The organism is Patulibacter americanus DSM 16676 (genome assembly GCF_000420025.1).
Lineage (GTDB): Bacteria > Actinomycetota > Thermoleophilia > Solirubrobacterales > Solirubrobacteraceae > Patulibacter > Patulibacter americanus.
Genome location: NZ_ATUD01000015.1, coordinates 31,589 through 48,267, shown reverse-complemented (window position 1 = coordinate 48,267; position 16,679 = coordinate 31,589). Strand labels below are relative to the sequence as shown.

General features: G+C 76.3%; 19 protein-coding genes. 8 read left to right on the top strand and 11 right to left on the bottom strand.

Annotated elements, in window-relative coordinates; all coding sequences use genetic code 11:
- The first annotated feature begins 28 nt into the window (after positions 1 to 28).
- Entirely contained in the window at positions 29 to 370 is a 342-nt protein-coding gene (locus F593_RS0118785; RefSeq protein WP_022930288.1) for a hypothetical protein, read from the top strand.
- A gap of 29 nt (positions 371 to 399) precedes the next feature.
- Here the strand turns inward: F593_RS0118785 and F593_RS0118780 are convergent, their stop codons facing one another.
- Positions 400 to 1,077: a TIGR00266 family protein gene (locus tag F593_RS0118780; protein WP_022930287.1), complete on the bottom strand. Its 678-nt coding sequence runs from the start codon at positions 1,075 to 1,077 to the stop codon at positions 400 to 402.
- Positions 1,078 to 1,195: 118 nt separating this feature from the next.
- A complete protein-coding gene (locus F593_RS30100; RefSeq protein WP_022930286.1) occupies positions 1,196 to 1,537 on the bottom strand; it encodes a hypothetical protein in 342 nt (113 codons plus the stop codon).
- Between the two features lie 342 nt (positions 1,538 to 1,879).
- Between F593_RS30100 and F593_RS30095 the strand changes: the two genes are divergently transcribed.
- Positions 1,880 to 2,629 (top strand): sigma-70 family RNA polymerase sigma factor, encoded by a 750-nt coding sequence (locus tag F593_RS30095; protein WP_022930285.1) that lies wholly within the window; start codon positions 1,880 to 1,882, stop codon positions 2,627 to 2,629.
- Positions 2,626 to 3,534 (top strand): GGDEF domain-containing protein, encoded by a 909-nt coding sequence (locus F593_RS28835; protein ID WP_022930284.1) that lies wholly within the window; start codon positions 2,626 to 2,628, stop codon positions 3,532 to 3,534. Before F593_RS30095 ends, F593_RS28835 begins: the two co-directional genes overlap by 4 nt.
- 90 nt (positions 3,535 to 3,624) lie before the next feature.
- Here the strand turns inward: F593_RS28835 and F593_RS26640 are convergent, their stop codons facing one another.
- The gene (locus tag F593_RS26640) at positions 3,625 to 4,401 is read right to left on the bottom strand and encodes a SigB/SigF/SigG family RNA polymerase sigma factor (RefSeq protein ID WP_022930283.1); all 777 of its coding nucleotides are present in this window, start codon (positions 4,399 to 4,401) and stop codon (positions 3,625 to 3,627) included.
- A gap of 369 nt (positions 4,402 to 4,770) precedes the next feature.
- Between F593_RS26640 and F593_RS30090 the strand changes: the two genes are divergently transcribed.
- Positions 4,771 to 4,947, top strand: coding sequence for a hypothetical protein (locus F593_RS30090; RefSeq protein WP_157251976.1), 177 nt, complete (start codon positions 4,771 to 4,773; stop codon positions 4,945 to 4,947).
- On the opposite strand, the gene F593_RS0118750 is transcribed toward F593_RS30090, so the two are convergent.
- From F593_RS0118750 to F593_RS0118740, 3 genes are all read right to left on the bottom strand, one after another.
- Positions 4,944 to 5,447 carry a universal stress protein gene (locus F593_RS0118750; protein ID WP_022930281.1) on the bottom strand — a complete coding sequence of 168 codons (504 nt, stop codon included), beginning with the start codon at positions 5,445 to 5,447 and terminating at the stop codon, positions 4,944 to 4,946. The two genes, F593_RS30090 and F593_RS0118750, sit on opposite strands and share 4 nt — an antisense overlap.
- A 157-nt stretch (positions 5,448 to 5,604) precedes the next feature.
- On the bottom strand, positions 5,605 to 6,450 hold the full coding sequence (locus F593_RS0118745) for an MDR/zinc-dependent alcohol dehydrogenase-like family protein (RefSeq protein ID WP_022930280.1): 846 nt from the start codon (positions 6,448 to 6,450) through the stop codon (positions 5,605 to 5,607).
- A gap of 94 nt (positions 6,451 to 6,544) precedes the next feature.
- The gene (locus tag F593_RS0118740; RefSeq protein ID WP_022930279.1) at positions 6,545 to 7,033 is read right to left on the bottom strand and encodes a Dps family protein; all 489 of its coding nucleotides are present in this window, start codon (positions 7,031 to 7,033) and stop codon (positions 6,545 to 6,547) included.
- Between the two features lie 275 nt (positions 7,034 to 7,308).
- Between F593_RS0118740 and F593_RS0118735 the strand changes: the two genes are divergently transcribed.
- Complete coding sequence (locus F593_RS0118735) at positions 7,309 to 8,499, top strand: MFS transporter (protein WP_022930278.1); 1,191 nt, start codon at positions 7,309 to 7,311, stop codon at positions 8,497 to 8,499.
- Between the two features lie 103 nt (positions 8,500 to 8,602).
- Here the strand turns inward: F593_RS0118735 and F593_RS0118730 are convergent, their stop codons facing one another.
- Both F593_RS0118730 and F593_RS26635 read right to left on the bottom strand, forming a co-directional pair.
- Positions 8,603 to 8,899, bottom strand: coding sequence for a putative quinol monooxygenase (locus F593_RS0118730; RefSeq protein WP_022930277.1), 297 nt, complete (start codon positions 8,897 to 8,899; stop codon positions 8,603 to 8,605).
- Positions 8,900 to 9,070: 171 nt separating this feature from the next.
- A complete protein-coding gene (locus tag F593_RS26635) occupies positions 9,071 to 10,045 on the bottom strand; it encodes a helix-turn-helix transcriptional regulator (RefSeq protein ID WP_022930276.1) in 975 nt (324 codons plus the stop codon).
- 117 nt (positions 10,046 to 10,162) lie between these two features.
- Between F593_RS26635 and F593_RS0118720 the strand changes: the two genes are divergently transcribed.
- Both F593_RS0118720 and F593_RS29550 read left to right on the top strand, forming a co-directional pair.
- Positions 10,163 to 10,957 (top strand): SDR family oxidoreductase, encoded by a 795-nt coding sequence (locus F593_RS0118720; RefSeq protein ID WP_022930275.1) that lies wholly within the window; start codon positions 10,163 to 10,165, stop codon positions 10,955 to 10,957.
- A 32-nt stretch (positions 10,958 to 10,989) separates the two neighbouring features.
- On the top strand, positions 10,990 to 11,388 hold the full coding sequence (locus tag F593_RS29550; RefSeq protein ID WP_022930274.1) for an Atu4866 domain-containing protein: 399 nt from the start codon (positions 10,990 to 10,992) through the stop codon (positions 11,386 to 11,388).
- Here F593_RS29550 and F593_RS0118710 read toward each other — a convergent pair.
- The 3 genes from F593_RS0118710 to F593_RS0118700 are packed head-to-tail and all read right to left on the bottom strand — an operon-like array spanning position 11,364 to position 15,330.
- Complete coding sequence (locus F593_RS0118710) at positions 11,364 to 13,412, bottom strand: transglutaminase TgpA family protein (RefSeq protein WP_022930273.1); 2,049 nt, start codon at positions 13,410 to 13,412, stop codon at positions 11,364 to 11,366. The genes F593_RS29550 and F593_RS0118710 overlap by 25 nt on opposite strands.
- Positions 13,409 to 14,362, bottom strand: a complete 954-nt coding sequence (locus F593_RS0118705; protein WP_022930272.1) for a DUF58 domain-containing protein — start codon at positions 14,360 to 14,362, stop codon at positions 13,409 to 13,411. The genes F593_RS0118710 and F593_RS0118705 overlap by 4 nt, the downstream gene beginning before the upstream one ends.
- Complete coding sequence (locus tag F593_RS0118700; RefSeq protein ID WP_022930271.1) at positions 14,359 to 15,330, bottom strand: AAA family ATPase; 972 nt, start codon at positions 15,328 to 15,330, stop codon at positions 14,359 to 14,361. The genes F593_RS0118705 and F593_RS0118700 overlap by 4 nt, the downstream gene beginning before the upstream one ends.
- A gap of 234 nt (positions 15,331 to 15,564) precedes the next feature.
- Here F593_RS0118700 and F593_RS0118695 point away from each other — a divergent pair, with 234 nt between their 5' ends.
- The gene (locus F593_RS0118695; RefSeq protein ID WP_022930270.1) at positions 15,565 to 16,587 is read left to right on the top strand and encodes a zinc-binding alcohol dehydrogenase family protein; all 1,023 of its coding nucleotides are present in this window, start codon (positions 15,565 to 15,567) and stop codon (positions 16,585 to 16,587) included.
- The last annotated feature ends 92 nt before the right edge of the window (positions 16,588 to 16,679 follow it).

The following is a 16,679-nucleotide window of genomic DNA, read 5'->3' as shown; positions in this document are numbered from 1 at the left end:
GGGGCCGCCGGGCCCTACGGTCTGGGGCATGAGCGACCACGAGATCCACGCCGGGCACGACCACGTCCACGGTCCGGGCTGCGGCCACACCGCCATCGAGCACGGCGACCACGTGGACTACCTGCACGACGGGCACCTGCACCACCCGCACGGGGACCACGTCGACGAGCACGTCGTCGCCGTCGACGAGACGCACCCCGACGGCCACACGACCCCCGCCGCGGGCCACGAGGCCGCCCACGTCCACGGGCCCGACTGCGGCCACCCCGCCGTGCCGCACGGCGACCACGAGGACTACCTCGTCGACGGCCACCTGCACCACCCGCACGGGGACCACTGCGACGACCACGGGGCCGTGGCCGTCGTCTGAGCGGACCCGGCGGGCCGCAGGAGGGCGGGCTATCCCCGGCTGAACGGCAGCTCGGCCGTCAGCCAGCCGATGAGCTCGCCCGGGTTGCGGCTCTGCGTCCACACGCGGCCGGGGCCGGAGAACTCGAAGACGAGGCCCTCGCCGGACTTCAGGGTCTGCATCAGGCCCTTGGCGACCTTGCGGGTGGTGAACTGCACGCCGTCCTCGAACGCGACCATGTGGCCCGAGTCGAGGACCATCGTCTCGCCCGCGGCCAGCTCCACGACGTCGAGGGCGCCGTAGCAGGAGGCCACGACCTGGCCCCGGCCCTCGGCGCGGACGAGGAACCCGCCCTCGCCGCCGGCCAGGTTCTTCAGGCCGCCCCACTTCGTGTCGATCTCGACGCCGTCGGAGGAGCAGAGCCAGGCGCTGCGGGCCAGGTTCACGCCGCCGTCCACGTCGATCGCCGTGGCGTCGCCGGGCAGGCGCGCGGCGCAGTCGACCCAGCCGCCCTGGGGGCCGGCGGTCAGGCGAGTGACGAACAGGCTCTCGCCGCCCAGCACGCTGTGCTTGAAGCCCTTGAGCAGCCCGCCCTCGGCCTTCGACTCGACGGAGACCCCGGACGACGTGGCCATCATCGCGCCCGACTCGGCGCGCACCCCCTCCCCGGCGGTGAGGGTGATCCGGGCGACGGCGAAGGCGGGACGGTGACGGATGTCGATCTGCACGGGGACCTCGGGGTGGGGAGACGGGGACGCCGCGACCCTAGCCCCGCCGCCTACAGGCCCCCTAAGCGCCGGCGACGTCGCGCACCGCCCCTGCCGGCGCCGTGGGGTCCACGCGCCCTCAGCAGGCGAGCACGAAGGAGGCGCCGGGCGTGCGGGCGACCTGCGTCGCGCCACCGGTCCAGCGGCAGCTCCAGCCGGCGCCCGCGGCGGCGCAGGTGACCGCGGGGACCTGGCCGGGGCAGGCCCGGACGTGCGTGTCCTCCACGAACTGCTCCGCCGCGGCGGCCGTGACGAGCTGGGTGCCGGCCGCGGTGGTGGGCGCGACCGGGACGAAGAGCACGGCGGCGGAGACGGCGAGGAGGACGCCCAGGAGGGCGACCAGGGTCGCGACGCGTCCGGAGGCCTGGGAGTCGGCGCGGCGGGAAGGGGTTCCCGCGGCGGCCACGACGTTGCTGCTCATGGAGGCCATGCTGCAGCCGAGACAGATCGTTCCGGGAACGGCGCGGGATCAGTCGCGTATCGCCCGCGCGGCCGCAACGGTGGCGAACGGGGGGCCGACGCGGTAGCCTCGACGAACGTAGGTTCGAAGGCGCTGCGCTGCGCCGGCGGTGACGGCTCGTTGACGACGGGTCGACTCCGAGGCGGTGCGCATGGGAGAGGTCCCGCGGCTGACGACATGCAGCACACGTGCCCCAGGCACGCGGAGCCGACCTCCGCGCGATCAGGTACGACCGTCGTCACGAGCCCCCACCCCCGGGGCGAGGAGCCCCCACCAGTGTCCGAGAGCTACGAACAGCGAGACGTGCTCGACGTCGCCCTGATCCGCCTGTACCGCGCCACGCGCGATCCCCGGCGGCTCGAGCGGCTCGTGGAGCGGTTCACGCCGCTCGTGCGGTCCATCGTCCGGCCGTACGTCGGCCGCGGCGAGGCGGCGGACGACCTCTTCCAGGTCGGCATGCTCGGCCTGTTGAAGGCGATCGAGCGGTTCGAGCCCTCCGGCGGCAGCTTCGGGGCCTACGCGCGGCCCACGATCTCGGGCGAGATCAAGCGGCACTTCCGCGACCACACGTGGGCCGTGAAGGTCCCGCGCTCCATGCAGGAGCTGGGCGCGAAGGTCAACCACGCCCGCAAGGCGATGCCGTCGGCGACCGTCGACGAGATCGCCGGCCACGTCGGCGCGTCGGTCGAGTCCGTGATGGAGGCCGAGGTCGCGCACGACGCCTACCGCGTCCGCTCGCTGGACTATCGTGCCCCCGACGAGGACGCATCACCGATGGATCGCGTCAGCACGCACGAGATGGGGTACGAGGAAGTGGTGCTTCGTGACGAGGTAGCCGACGCCCTCTCCGTCCTGGGGCCGCGCGACCGCGAGGTCGTCGAGCTGCGGTACTTCGACGAGCAGCTGCAGCGCGAGATCGGTGTCGGGGTAGGCGTGTCGCAGATGCAGGTCTCGCGGCTGCTCAACCGCGCCATCGACGCGATGCACGACCACCTGGCGCCGGACCCCGGCAGCCCGTCGACCCTCGGTGACTCCTCGGCGGTGACGGGGTGAGCGTCCCCGGCACGCACGGGGGGCCGGGCGACGGCCCGCGGCAGGCCGATCGGGCCGGTGGGCCGCGCGTCGTACCCGCCGCCGACGGCACGCGCTCCGTCCCCACGCTGTTGGCGGCCGTCGTCGCGGCGCTCGACGCCGTCGACGACCACGTCGTGATCCTCGACCCGCAGGGCCGGGTCGTGCACGCGAACGTCGCCTGGCAGCGGTTCGCGCTGAACAACGGCTGGGAGAACCCCCGCTGGATCGGCATGGACTACCTCGGCGCGGGCGTCCCGCGGGTCGACGGCAGCGAGGACTCCGTCACCGCGGGCATCCGCAGCGTGCTCGAGGGCCGTCGCGAGCGGTACGTCGCCGAGTACGACTGTCACGCGCCCGACGAGCTCCGCTGGTTCAACATGCGGGTGACGCGGATCGCCGTCCCCGGGGTCGGCGCCGTCGTCACGCACACCGACGTCACGCACCGCCGGCTGGCCGAGCGGGCGCTCGAGCACCGCGCCACCCACGACGAGCTGACCGGGCTCGCCAACCGGGCGAGCGTGCAGCAGTCCGTCGCCGAGATGCTGCGGGCCGGCCAGGTCGTGGGCATCCTCTCCGTCCGGCTCGAGGTCGCCGCCGGCGGCGGGGCGCAGCTGCAGGACCCCGCGATCCGCGAGGCCGCGCACCTGCTGCAGGAGCTCTTCCCGGCGCCGGCCGTCACGGGGCGCTACACCCACGACCGCCTGGTCGTCGCCGCCGCCGGCATGACGGACGAGGGCCTCGGGCTGAGCGAGACGATCGTCCGCACCGCCCTGCGCGACCGTCTGTGGGACGACCACGGCGTCGACGTCTCCATCGTCGCGAGCCACACGACGGACGACCACGCGGCCCGCGCCGCGCTCGGCGAGACGCAGTCCGAGGGCTGAGCCGCGGTGGGGAGGCGACGCGCCGCGCGCGTCGCCTCCCCACCGGAGGCCCGGGGGACCGGCCGGTGAGTGGCCGGCCCGGTCGGCGGCCTACGCCGCCAGGGCGGCGGGGGCGGGGCGCCCGCCGGCGGCCACGTGCTCGTGCATCCGCTCGACGGACTGGCTGATGATCCGCGAGACCTGCATCTGCGACACGCCGATGCGCTCGGCGATCTCCCGCTGCAGCAGCTCGTCGTAGAACCGCCAGGTCACGACGGAGCGCTCGCGCTCGTCCAGCGCCTCGAAGGCGTCGCGGATCGTGGCGTCCAGCTCGACCCGGTCGTAGCCCGGATCGTCGCCGCCGCGCGTGTCGAGGACCTCACGGGTCTCGCCCGCGGGGTGGTCGAGGGAGAGCGCGCGGTACGCCTGCGCGCCCTGCATGCCCTCGCGGACCTGCTCCACGGTGATCCCGAGGCGCTCGGCGAGCTCCTCCGGGGTCGCCTCGCGGCCGTGGTCGGCGAGCACCTGCCGACGCTCCGCCTGGAGCTTCTGGTCGAGCTCCTGGACCGAGCGGGGCACGTGCAGCGCCCAGCAGTGGTCCCGGAAGTGCCGCTTGATCTCGCCCGTGATGTTGGGTGAGGCGAAGGACACGAACCGCGTCCCCGCGCCGGGATCGAAGCGATCGATGGCCTTCACCAGGCCGATCAGCCCGACCTGGACCAGGTCCTCGAGCTGCTCGCCGCGGCCGGCGTACCGGCGGGCGAGGGAGCGCACGAGCGGCATGCACCGTCGCACCAGCTCTTCGCGGGCCTGCACGTCGCCGTGCTCGTGAACGCGTCGCAGGAGATCGAGATCGACCTGCTCGCGCCGTGTTGCGTCTTCCAGCATGAATGTGCCTCCGCGTTGCGTGGTCTTCCATTCCGGCTGGTCCTCGGAGACGAGGGGACACATCTCCAGGGCACCGCACCTTGCTGTCTCTGCACGTGAACTGCCGTCGGGTACACCCGCGCGTGATTCCCGGGTGCGACCACCCCGGGGGGAGCGGTCGGCGCCGGTTTGCACGCCACGACAATCGCTACGCACCGACACAAGAACCCACGTCGCGCGCCCGGCAATCACGGATTCGCGAAAACGTTCACGGTGCCCGGACCGGCGACGCGCCCTCGCCGCCCCGACCGCCTGCTCCGCCGTGCCGCCCCGCTCCCCGCATCCCGCCCGCCCCGCCGTCGTGCTCGCGGCGCCCGGCGCGGCGGACACGTGGATCGCCCGACGGCCCTGGCGTACGTGGCCCTGGGCGGTCGCCCCGCACACCTGCTGCTGCCGCGGTGGCAGCCGGTCGGAGAGGCGGCCGAGGGGCTCGACGCGGCGCTGCGCGCGGCGGCGGCGGTCGTCGCACCCCCGCGGCCCGCGCCCCGCGACGGGCGGCCCGTCTAGACCACGGTGGCGGGCGGGTGCGTCGCGGCCCCGGCGTGCGTCGCGGCGGTCGTGGCCGGGTGGAGCGCGGCCCCGCCGCACGAGGGCCGCAGGACGGGGACGGGGCTTCGCCGCGCCAGGCGCCGGAGTCCGGGGATCCCGCACGAGCCCGGCTCGGCCCCTTGCACCACGAGCAGGTCGTGCCCGCCGCGCTCCAGGGCCCGCAGGACGCGCTCGTCCGGGCGCTCGGGACCGTCGAGCACGCAGGTGCGCACGGACAGGTCGGCGGGCAGCTCGTCGCGCGCGGCGGCGAGCAGGCGCTCGCCGGTGACGCAGGCCTCGCGCCGGGCCATGGCGAGCTCGAAGCCGCCGTAGATGCCGCACCACCAGGGGACCCAGGTCGCGGGGACCAGGGCGACCGTCAATCGCGAGCGATGGCTGCTGGACACCGCGACCGCCAGGTCGAGGGCGCGCCGGCCGGCCGCGCCGGCCGTCAGGAGCAGCAGCGGCTCGCGGATCATCGGGAGGCGCGCTCCGTCGTCGCCCGGGAGCGGAGGGGGTGGACCGGCATGGCTCAGCGTACCCCGGGGTGGGGCCGCGGTGGGGCGGATCCGAGCGTGCACCGTACGTGGCCGCCGGGGTGCGTTGCGTGCCGCCCGGGCCCGCACCCGTTCCGCTTCACCCCGCCGCGCGGCCGACCGTCGCGCACACGAGGTAGTCGGCCCCCGGGGCGAACGGCCAGCGCCAGAACGTCGGCGGCCCGGGGTGGACGCCGGCGCGCTCCAGGGCCGTCCGCGGGTCGCAGCCGGACGGGGTCGTGCCGGTCGCGGCGAGGGCGAGCGCGGCGTCCGGGTCGGTCGTGGCGAGCTGGAGCACGTCGTCGAGCGCGAAGGGCTGCTCGTGGCCGGCCCACCACCCCACCAGGTCGTGGAGGACGACCACCGTCCCTCCCGGCGCGCTTGCGACGAGTCGCGCCACCACGGCGTCCGTCAGCAGCTGGCCGTACCGGTCCAGCGCCGCGCCGGCGGTGCGGCCCGGCAGCCCGGCGTCGCGCAGCGCGGGGTAGAGGAGCTGCGTGAGGAAGAGGTCGGCGACCACGACGTCGTAGCCGCCGGCCCCGACCGGCCCGCGGACGGATCGGACGAGGGTCACGGGGTCCGCTGCCGCCGCGTCGGTGGCCGTCGTCACGGCGGACACGATCGCGTCCGCCGCCCCGGCGGTCACGTCCTCCACCACGGGCCGCACGTGCCGGTGGCGCGTGGCCCGTGCGGTGCGGTGGACGACGCGCGGGTCGACGTCGACCAGGTCGAGCGCGCCGCTGCGCCGCGCGAGCCGGCCGAGGGGCAGGTCGTGCCCGTTGCCGGCACCGACGACCGCGACGCGGGCACCCTGGGCGACGACCGCATCGAGCACCGTCCACGTCGCGGCGCGCGCCGGCCGCCAGCGGGCGAACCGGGCGCGGGACGCCTGGGCGTTGCGGGCGCTGTTGGCGGCGCGGACCGGGGCGTCGGGGACGGGCGGCATCGCGCGCATCTTCCCGCGGCGGCACCCGGCGCGGTCCGCCGCCGGGCGCGACCTGCTCGCTGGGCTCGAGGCGGGCGGTGCGGGGGGGGGTGGCTCAGGCGCCCTGCACCCGGATCATCCAGAGCTGTTCCTCGAGCTTGGCGATGACGCCGTGCAGGACGTCGGAGGTCACCGGGTCGAGGTCCTCGATCGGCGCGTTGCGCTCGCGGATCACGCCGACGGCGTCCGTCAGGATCGCGGTCAGCCGGCGTACGAGCTCGGCGTCGCGCTGCGGGCCGGCCTCGAGGGCGGGCAGGGTCGAGCGGGAGCTGATCGTCTCGGCGCGGCCGTCCGGGGCGTAGCCCAGGGCGACGGCGCGCTCGGCGACGGCGTCGCCGGCCTCGCGCCACGCGTCGATCATCTCGTCGAGCTGGAGGTGCAGGCTGCGGAAGTGGGGGCCCTGCACGTTCCAGTGGGCGTGCTTGCCCAGGAGGGCCAGGTCGGTGAGGACCACGAGGACGGACTGCAGCTCGGCGCCGATCGCCTCGCGGTCGGCGTGGCGGAGGGTCGGGTGGTGGTCGACGCTGAGGACGTGCTCGGACATGGGGTGCTCCTTCGGGTGGCCGCGGGGAGTGCGGCGTCCAGGCGACCGTAGATCCGCGGGACGGGCGCAGATAGCGTCATTTGACCGTCCCTCGCGCTCCGCCGCGACGCGACCCCGAGGGGCACGCCGCTTCGCTCTGCACCGCGCGGGCGACGTGCCCCTCGGCCGGCGGCGGGCGCGTTCGGGGGTCGCCGGATTCGAACCCCGTGGGGCTCCGGCCGGGTGGCGCGGGCCACGCGGCGCGGACGTCCGGCCGGGCGTAGGGTGCCCCGGGCGTGTCCGTCGTCTTGCGTGTCCCCGGGGTCCTCTCGGCCCTGATCACCTCCTGCATCGCCCAGATCCCGATGGGCGCGCTGGGGTTGCTGTTCATCCTCCACACGCGGGACGTGACGGGCGACTACGCGGCGGGCGGGCTGGTAGCCGGCGTCTACGCCCTCGTCCTCGGGATCACGAACCCCGTGCAGGCGCGGTTCGCGGACCGGCGGGGACAGGTCGGCGTGCTGCTGCTCGGCGCGCCCGTGTGTGCCGCGGCGCTCGTCGCGCAGGCCCTGCTGCCCGACACCGCGCCCCTCTGGCTGCGGGTCGTGCTCGCCGGGGTGGTGGGCGCGGCCCAGCCGCCCGTGGGCTCGTTCCGGCGACGCGTCTGGAACGTCCTGATCACGGACGACGGGCTGCGTCACCGGGCCTACGCGACGGAGGGCGCGCTCCTCGAGTTCGTCTACATCCTCGGGCCCGTCGCGGTCGTCGCCGGCGTCGGCTCGTGGTCGCACACCGGGGCGATGGTGCTCTGCGCGGTCGCGATCCTGGCGGGCAATCTGCTGTTCGCTCGCCACCCCGCGGTGCGCAGCCTGGAGGGGGCGCCCCCGACGGGGCACGGGTTCGTGGGCGCGCTGCGGGCGCCCGGGGTGGTCGTCGCCGCGGTCGTCTTCCTCACGCTCGGCGTCGCCGTCGGCGCCGCCGAGGTCGGGGTGCCCGCGGCGCTGGAGGAGATGCACGACCGCTCCCTGACCGGCATCGCGCTCGGCCTCTGGGGCCTCGGATCGATGCTCGGCGGCATCGCGATGTCGCGCACGCAGGCCCCGGCCCGGCCCGTCCGGCGCCTGGCGGTCTTCGTCGCCGCGTGGGGCGCCCTGCACGGGCTGCTGGCCGTCGCGAGCAGCCCGTTGCTCCTCTGCATCGGCCTGCTGGCCGCGGGGGCGACGATCGCGCCGACGTTCACGGTCCTCAACGGCCTGCTCGACCAGATCGCCCTGCCCGGCACGCTGACGGAGGCGTTCACGTGGACGTCGACGGGGATGATGGTCGGCTCCGCCGCCGGCGGGGCCCTGGCCGGGCACCTGGCGGACAGCACCTCGGCCGCGGCGGCCCTGGCGCTGGGCGGCGTCGGCGTGCTCGGTGCCGTGGTGCTCGCCTGCACCCGCGGCACGATGTCCCGCCCGCCGCGGACACCTGCCGCGCCCGCGTAGGCGCGGCGGCAGCTCCAGGCCGGCGGGGGCGGCGCGGCATTCCGGGGTGCCGGCGTGCCGCGACGCCCCGGGCGTCCGGGGCGTCGACCGGCGTGGGCGCGGCCTAGACGTCGTCGCGGACGACGCCCACCGTCAGCACGGGCGCGCGGGCGACGAGGGTCGCCAGCTCCGTGATCGCGCCCTCGCCGGCGCGCCACTCGCGGTAGGCGGCGTCGGCGTCGAGCGACTCCCACTCCTCGACGGCGAGCACCCGCGTCGGATCGGTGTGGTCCTGCACGACGGTGACGGACCGGTTGCCGGCGAAGGCGCGGGTGCGCGGCAGCTCGCGCCGCAGGATCTCGAGGCCCTCGTCCAGGCCCTCCTGGGTGAACTGGACGTCGAGGATGGCGGTGACGGACATGGGTGCTCCGGGTGTCGGTGGGTGCGGGAGGGGGCGCCGTGTCGCGGGTGCGGACCGACCGCGCCGCCGGGGTGGCCGTGTCGGCGGTCGGCGGCGCCGCGCACGGTGCGCGTGACCCTGGGGACGCTCGCACACCGCGGGCTTCGGCCGTCCCGCACGGGACGACGGGGGCTACGCGCGTTCGGGGGCGACGGGGCCGGCGGGCCCGGCGGCCGGCCCCGTCGGGACGGGGGTCTCGTCCTCCGCGCGCTCCGGCGCGTCGACCTGCGCCCGCTCCGGCGCGTCGTCGTCCGCGCGCTCCGGGGCGTCGACCTCGGCCCCCCAAGCGTCGAGCAGCCGCATCGCCCGCTCCGACGGCGAGCCCGCCTCGGTCGTGTAGGCGATGAGCAGCTGGTCCGGGTCGTCGGGCAGGCGCAGGGCCTCGTAGCGGATGGAGAGCTCGCCGACGACGGGGTGGCGGTAGTCCTTCGTGCCGAAGGTGCGCTCCGTGACGTCGTGCGTCGCCCACCAGCCCGCGAACTGCGGGGACTTCATCGACAGCTCACCGATGAGCTCGCTCAGGTCGGGGTCCTCGGGGTGGCGGCCCGCGTCGAAGCGCAGCATCGCCACGGTCTCGCGGGCCACCGTCTCCCAGTCCGGGTAGAGCTCGTGGGCCTCCTCGCCGAGGAAGATCCAGCGCGCCATGTTGCGCTGCGGCGCGGGCAGCGCGTCGAAGTCCGTCAGGAGCAGCCGCGCCATGCGGTTGGTCGCCAGCACGTCCATGCGGCGGCCGAGCACGAAGGCGGGGGAGGAGATGCTGTTCAGCAGCTGGACGACGCCGGGCCGCAGGCGCTGCGGGGCGCTGCGCCGGCGGCGGCGCGCGGCGGGCTGGGGGCGCAGCAGGTCGGTCAGGTGGGTGCGCTCCGTCGCGTCCAGGCGCAGGGCCTGGGCGATGGCGTCGATGACCATGTCGGAGACGTTGCCGGCCCGGCCCTGCTCGAGCCGCGTGTAGTACTCGACGCTGACCCCCGCGAGCTGCGCGAGCTCGGAGCGGCGCAGGCCCGGCACGCGGCGGCGCTCGCCGGTGGACGGCACGCCCACGTCCTCGGGCTGCAGGCGCGCCCTGCGGGACTGGAGGAACTCCGCGATCTCGCTGCGGTCGGGCATGCCGGGATGATCCCACGGGGCCCCGTCCGCAACGTGGCCCTGGCGGAACCAGTCTCGCCGGAACCGGGTCGCAGGGAGGTCTGGTTGCCCGTCGGCGCAGGGCGCAAGGTGTGGTCCATGAGCACCACCGACACCACCACCCACACCGAGAACACCCTCCCGCTGGCCGGCCGCGTGGCCGTCGTCACCGGGGCCTCCAGCGGCATCGGCGAGGCCACCGCCGAGACGCTCGCCGCCCGCGGCGCGAAGGTCGCGCTGCTCGCCCGCCGCGAGGACCGCCTGGCCGCGCTGGCCGAGCGCATCACCCGCGCCGGCGGCACCGCCCTCGCCGTGCCGACCGACGTCCGCGACCGCGACGCCGTGCGGGCCGCCGCGGAGCGGATCGCCGCCGAGCTCGGCGGCGTCGACCTCGTCTTCGCCAACGCCGGCGTGCAGCACGTCTCGCCGATCGAGGACCTGCGCACGGGCGACTGGCAGCACCAGATCGACCTGAACGTCACGGGCGTGATGAACACCATCGGGGCGTTCGTCCCCTCCCTGATCGCGGCCGCCGCCGAGGGCCGCCCGGCCGACCTGATGACCACGTCGTCCATCGCCGCGAGCCGCCAGCTCGAGAAGTTCCAGGTCTACTCGGGCACGAAGGGCTACATCAGCCAGATGTCGCGGGTCCTGCGCGTCGAGCTCGCGCCGAAGGGGGTCCGCGTCACCACGATCTCGCCCGGGATGGTCGACACGGAGCTGCCCGAGCACGTCGACGACCCGGACGCGACGAAGCTCATGGCCGATCTCATCGCCCAGATCGACGTCCTGCAGTCCTCCGACGTGGCCGACACCGTGGCCTTCGTCGCGGGCGCGCCCCGCCACGTGAACCTGGCGGAGATCACGATCCTGCCGACCCAGCAGGCGATCTGACCCGGGCCCGCCGCGAGCACGAGGAGCGCACGATGACTACGAGGACCACCACGACGGGCCGGGCGCCGGAGGCGTCCGGCGACCCGGCGACCACGGGGGCTCCGGCGCCCGGTACCGACGAGACGGCCGCGGCCGTTCCGGCGTCGTCCGCCGCGGCGGACGACGCGCCGCACCCCTACGTGGGGATGTGGGTGACCGCCGACGACCGGATCCGCCAGGAGCTGCTGCCGGAGGGCCGCTACGAGGAGGCGCGCGGCACGGTCGAGCGCGCGTACACGGGGCGCTACGCCGTGACGGGCACGCACATCGACTACGTCGACGACACCGGCTTCACCGCCGACGGCACGTTCGACGGCGATGTCCTGCACCACGGCGGGTGGCGGTTCTACCGCGAGGGGAGCGCCGCTCAGCGGGCCGCCGCGCGCGGCTGACGCCGCACCCCGCGGAGCAGGAGCGCCGTGCCGCGCACGGCGCCCCGGTCACGGACGAGCGCCCGCCAGACGGCGAGCCGCGGATGCGCGGCCGCGGGCGCGCCGTCGCCCCCGAACCGCGCGCGCTCCTCGCGGTCGGCCAGCTCCGCCACCGCCGGGCCGATCTCCGCCAGGCGCGGGCGCAGGGCCGCCAGCGTGGTGGCGGGGCCGACCGGACCGGGGGCGAGCCGGACGAGCAGGTCGCCGACCGGCGCTCCGCCGCGGCGTCGGCGCCGCAGCACGATCGCGCCGCCGCCCGCCAGCAGGAGCGCGAGCGGGGCGAGGACGGCCGGGGGCAGCCCCGCGCCGCCCGTCCCGCCGGCGCCGGCGGTCGCGAGCAGGTCGACCTCGGCGTCGACCGCGGCCTCGGCGTCGAGCGGGGTCGGGTTGAAGGGGACCCAGCCGTAGCCCGGGAAGTAGACCTCGATCCACGCGTGCGCGTCGCGGTCGCGGACCTCGTAGGTGCGGTCCCCGGCGGGGACGCCGGTCGCGAAGCCGGTGACGACGCGCGTCGGGATCCCCGCCAGGCGCAGCAGCAGCGCCGCCCCGCCCGCGAAGTGCTGGCAGTAGCCCTCCCGCGACTCGACGAGGAAGTCGACCACGGGCGCGTCCCCCATGGGGTACTCCGCGACGTCCGTCGTGTAGCGGTACTCCCCGCTCTCGACGAGGTGCGCCTGCACCCGCCGCACGACCTCGAGCTGCGAGGTCGTCCCGCGCGACAGCTTCCGCGCGAGCTGCAGCGTGCGGCCCCAGGGCGTGGCGCGCCAGCCGCGAGGCATGCCGTCGGCCATCTCGACCGCGGGGCGGCGGCTGCGGCGGGCGTTCTGCCGCGGCCAGAAGCGGGTGAAGGGCTCGTACTGCTCGCCCGTCGGGATCTGCACGTCCTCGAGCTGGGCGGGGGTGACGTCGACGACGTCGGAGGTGACCTCGTAGGTCTGGTCCCGGCGCGGCGCGGGCTGCAGCCGGCGTGCCTCGCCCCACTCGGGGGTGACGGCGCCGGCGCCGTCGACCCCGGTGATCCGCCCCGGCGCGACGACGAGCGCGTTGCGCAGGCCCTTGACGCGCACCTTCGTCGTGGTGCTCGTGGCCGCCGGCTCGGGCAGGGGGTCGGGTGGGCGGACGGACATCGTCCAGCCGCGGCCGTCGAAGCGCTGGAGCACCTGCATGCGCCACAGGGCCGGGCGATCCGCCGTGACCTCGAGCATCGTCGCGCCGGTGCGGCGGTCGGTGAGCGGGCCGTAGGACTGGGTGGTGTCGAGGCGGGAGAACGCGGGCGGACGCCCGGCGGCGTCGACGAACGGCAGCCAGCGGTCCTGCGGCCCCAGGGCCTGCCCGCCGATCGCCGCGACGAGCGCGACGGCCGCGGTGGCCGGGATCGCCGTGCGCAGCCGACCGCGCGCGGCCCACAGGACGCCGGCGGCCAGGACCGCGGCCCCCGGCCAGGAGGCGTCACCGGGCTGCTCGAGCAGCAGGGCGGTCACCAGGGGGAGCGCCGCGAGGCCGAAGGCGGCGATCGCGGTCGTGCGCCCCCGCCGCCGGGCGAACGCGGCGGCGAGCCAGGCGCCCGCGCCGCCGACGAGCAGCGCGCCGGCCAGCGGCCACGGGTCGCCGGCGACGGGCTCCCGACCGGGGACCGTGAGGCTGTCGAGGCCGTCGAAGAGGAACACGGAGGAGGCGTTCCACGCGCCCGGCTTCAGCGACGAGGCCGGGACGCCCGCGAGCAGCAACGCCATCGGGATCCAGGCGAGCAGGAACAGGACGCCGGTCCGCACCCGCAGGCGCCCGAGGGTCAGCGCGAGGGCGACGAGCGCCATCGGGATCGCCCACAGGAGGCCGGCGCCGAGAACGGGCCACCAGGCGGCGGCGCCGGCGGCGGAGAGCACGCCGAGGGCGATGCCCCGGTGGACCGGCCGGGCCGGCGCGGTCGGTCGGGACGGCGCGCTCGGTCCGGAACCGCGGCCGCGGCGGGCGGTCCAGGCGCTCATGCGGCCGACCAGGTCGGGAGGGGGACGAGCCCCAGCGGCAGCGGCGGACGGTCGCCCGTCGCCTCGGGCGGGGCGGCGGAGGCCGAGATCCGCAGGGCGTCGTCCTCGCCGGGCGGCACGCGGGTGGCGACGTCGTGGTCCAGGTCGGCGAGCCGCCGGTGCACCGCCGGCCAGCCCGCGGCGTCGGCCACCGTGGTGGGCGTGCGGTCCCCCGGCAGCAGCACGCGGCAGCCGCCCGCCCGTGCCAGCACCTGCACCTGCCCGGCGGCGGCGCGGGCCGCCCAGTCGACGGCGCCGTCGCCCGCGGCGCCCGCGGTGTCGACGACGACGAGGGGCAGCCGGTCGCGGGTGGTCACGAACGCGCGCTCCTGCAGGTCGCCGCCGCGCGCGACGCTGGACCAGTGAATCCGGCTCATCGGCGTGCCCGGCACGTAGGCGCGCAGGCCGTCCGGCTCCGGGTCGCCGACGGGGTCGTGGCCCCGGTGGCGTCCCGCGGGGGCGGCGGGCGCGGGCGCGGGGAGCACGAGCAGGGCCTCGGGTCGCCCGGCGCGCGTGTGCCGGGCGAACACCCCGAGGTCGTCGCGGACCCGCAGCCGCGCGGGCTCGAGCACGTGGCCACCGGGGCGGTCGACGACGAGGGGCAGCTCGCCGCCGCCGGCGGGCAGGGGGCGCCACGCGCCGGTGGGGTCCTCGACCTCGACCTGCACGGGCAGTCCGCCGACCCCGGAGACGGCGAACGAGACGGAGAGCGGGTGACCCTCGACGGTCTCGTGGCGGTCCAGCGTGCGCAGGACCCGCAGCCGCCGGGCGGCGGTGCGCACGACGACGGCGCACCCGACGAGCACGACGAGGAGTCCCAGCGCGAGGGCGAACAGCGGCAACGAGCCCAGGCCGGCGGCGAGCACGCCCACCACGACCGGTGCCGCGAGCCACACCGCCAGGCGCATCACCGGGCGGGGACCTCGCGCAGCGCGTCGGCTACGACCTCGTCCTGGGCCTCGGGCGGCGCGGCGGCGACGGGCTCGATGCGGTGGGCCAGGACGGCCGGGGCCAGCGCCTGCACGTCGTCGGGCAGCACGAAGTCGCGGCCGAGCAGCGCGGCGCGGGCGCGGGCGGCGCCGAGCAGGCCCAGGCCGGACCGGGGGCTGGCGCCCGTCGCGGCCAGTGGGTGCCGGCGCGTGGCGTGCAGGAGCGCGACGACGTACGCCAGGAGCGGCTCGGCGGCGTGGATCCGCTCCGTCCCGGCCTGCGCCGCGATCAGCTCGTCGAGGCTCCCCGCCACGCGGACGTTCGCGCTCGGGCGCTCCCGCAGCAGCGCGACCTCCTGCTCGGCGGAGGGGTAGCCGAGGGATACGCGCGCCAGGAAGCGGTCGAGCTGCGCGGGCGGCAGCACGTACGTCCCGTCGTAGCCGACCGTCGGGTTCTGGGTGGCGACGACCGTGAACGGGCGCTCGAGCGGGTGGGTGTGGCCGTCGACCGTCACCTGCCGTTCCTGCATCGCCTCGAGCAGGCCGGACTGCGTCTTCGGCGTCGCGCGGTTGAGCTCGTCGACGAGCACGACGTTCGCGAACACCGGGCCGGGGTGGAACGCGAAGGTCTCCGTGCCCGCGTGCCAGACCGTGGCGCCGAGGATGTCGGCGGGTAGCAGGTCGACCGTCGCCTGCACGCGGGAGAAGCGCCCGCCGATGGCGCCGGCGAGGGAGCGCGCGAGCTGCGTCTTGCCGACGCCGGGGCGGTCCTCGAGGAGCAGATGCCCGCCCGCGAGGACGACGCACAGCACGGTCTGGAGGACCTCGTCGCGGATCCGCACACCCTCGCGCAGCGACCCGGCCAGCCGGTCGGCGAAGGCCGCGATGGCGGGGGCGTCGAGCGGGAGGAGGGGTGGCCCCGTCGGCGTGGCGACGGGGCTCAGGGCCACGGGACGAGGGGCATCCGGATCACGATCGGTCGATGCCCCCGTACTCATCGTGCGTCGATGGTGACAGGCCGTGGGGGCCGCCCGCGCTGGATGGGGGATCGCTCCCCCCGGCCGGGGCCCGTCGGGACCCGGCCCGGGTCGTCGGCGCGTCGCCGTCGGGGGCGGTTCGCGCGCCGGCCGGCAAGGATCGACGGCCGTCACGGGGAGCACGGGGCCGTCGTGCACCCTGTGGGCATGACCGAGCGCATCCCCGCCGTCGGCTTCGCCGCCCCCCTCCCCATCGACGACGAGCAGAGCCTGCAGGACGTCCTGGTCGACGTGCCGGACCTCCGCCCGCACGACCTGCTCGTCGAGGTCCGCGCGGTGTCGGTCAACCCCGTCGACGTGAAGGTCCGTGCGAGCAGGGAGCCCAAGGCCGACCGGCCCGAGGTCCTCGGCTACGACGCCGCGGGCGTGGTGCGCGAGGTCGGCCCGGAGGTCACGCTCTTCGCCGCCGGTGACGAGGTCTTCTACGCCGGCGCCCTCGACCGACCGGGCACGAACGCCGGGCTGCACGCCGTGGACGAGCGGATCGTGGGCCGCAAGCCGGAGTCCCTGGGCTTCGCCGAGGCCGCCGCCCTGCCGCTGACCGCCATCACCGCGTGGGAGGGGCTGTTCGACAAGCTGCGTCTGACCCGGGAGTCGCGCGGCACGCTGCTCGTGGTCGGCGCCAGTGGCGGCGTGGGCTCCGTGGTCCTGCAGCTCGCGGAGCACCTGCTGCCGGCGGTGCGCGTGATCGCGACCTCGTCGCGGCCGGAGACGGACGAGTGGGTCCGTGGCCTGGGCGCCGAGGCGACCGTGGACCACCGCGGCGACCTGCGTGCCGAGATCGCGGACGCGGCGCCCGACGGCGTGGACTGGATCTTCACGATGAACTCGGAGGGCCAGCTCCCGCTCTACGTCGACGTGTTGAACCCGTTCGGCGAGATCGTGGCCATCGACGACCCGAAGGCCGTCGACGTCGTCGCCCTGAAGTCCAAGGCCCTGACCTGGCACTGGGAGTTCATGTTCGCCCGCTCCCTGCACGACGCCCGCGACCTGATCGAGCAGCACCGCCTGCTGGACGAGGTCTCCCGCCTCGTCGACGTCGGCGCGCTGCGCACGACGCTGACCAAGACCCTCACCCCGATCGACGCCACGCAGCTGCGCGAGGCGCACCGGCTCGTGGAGTCGGGGCGGACGATCGGGAAGGTCGTCGTGGCGCGCGAGGCCGACTGACCCCGGGCGGTCCGCTGCGGCGGTACGCGTCGGCCCAGCGGACCGTGCAGACGCGTACCGGCTCTGCCGAGTGCCACGGCCGCGGGGGGGGG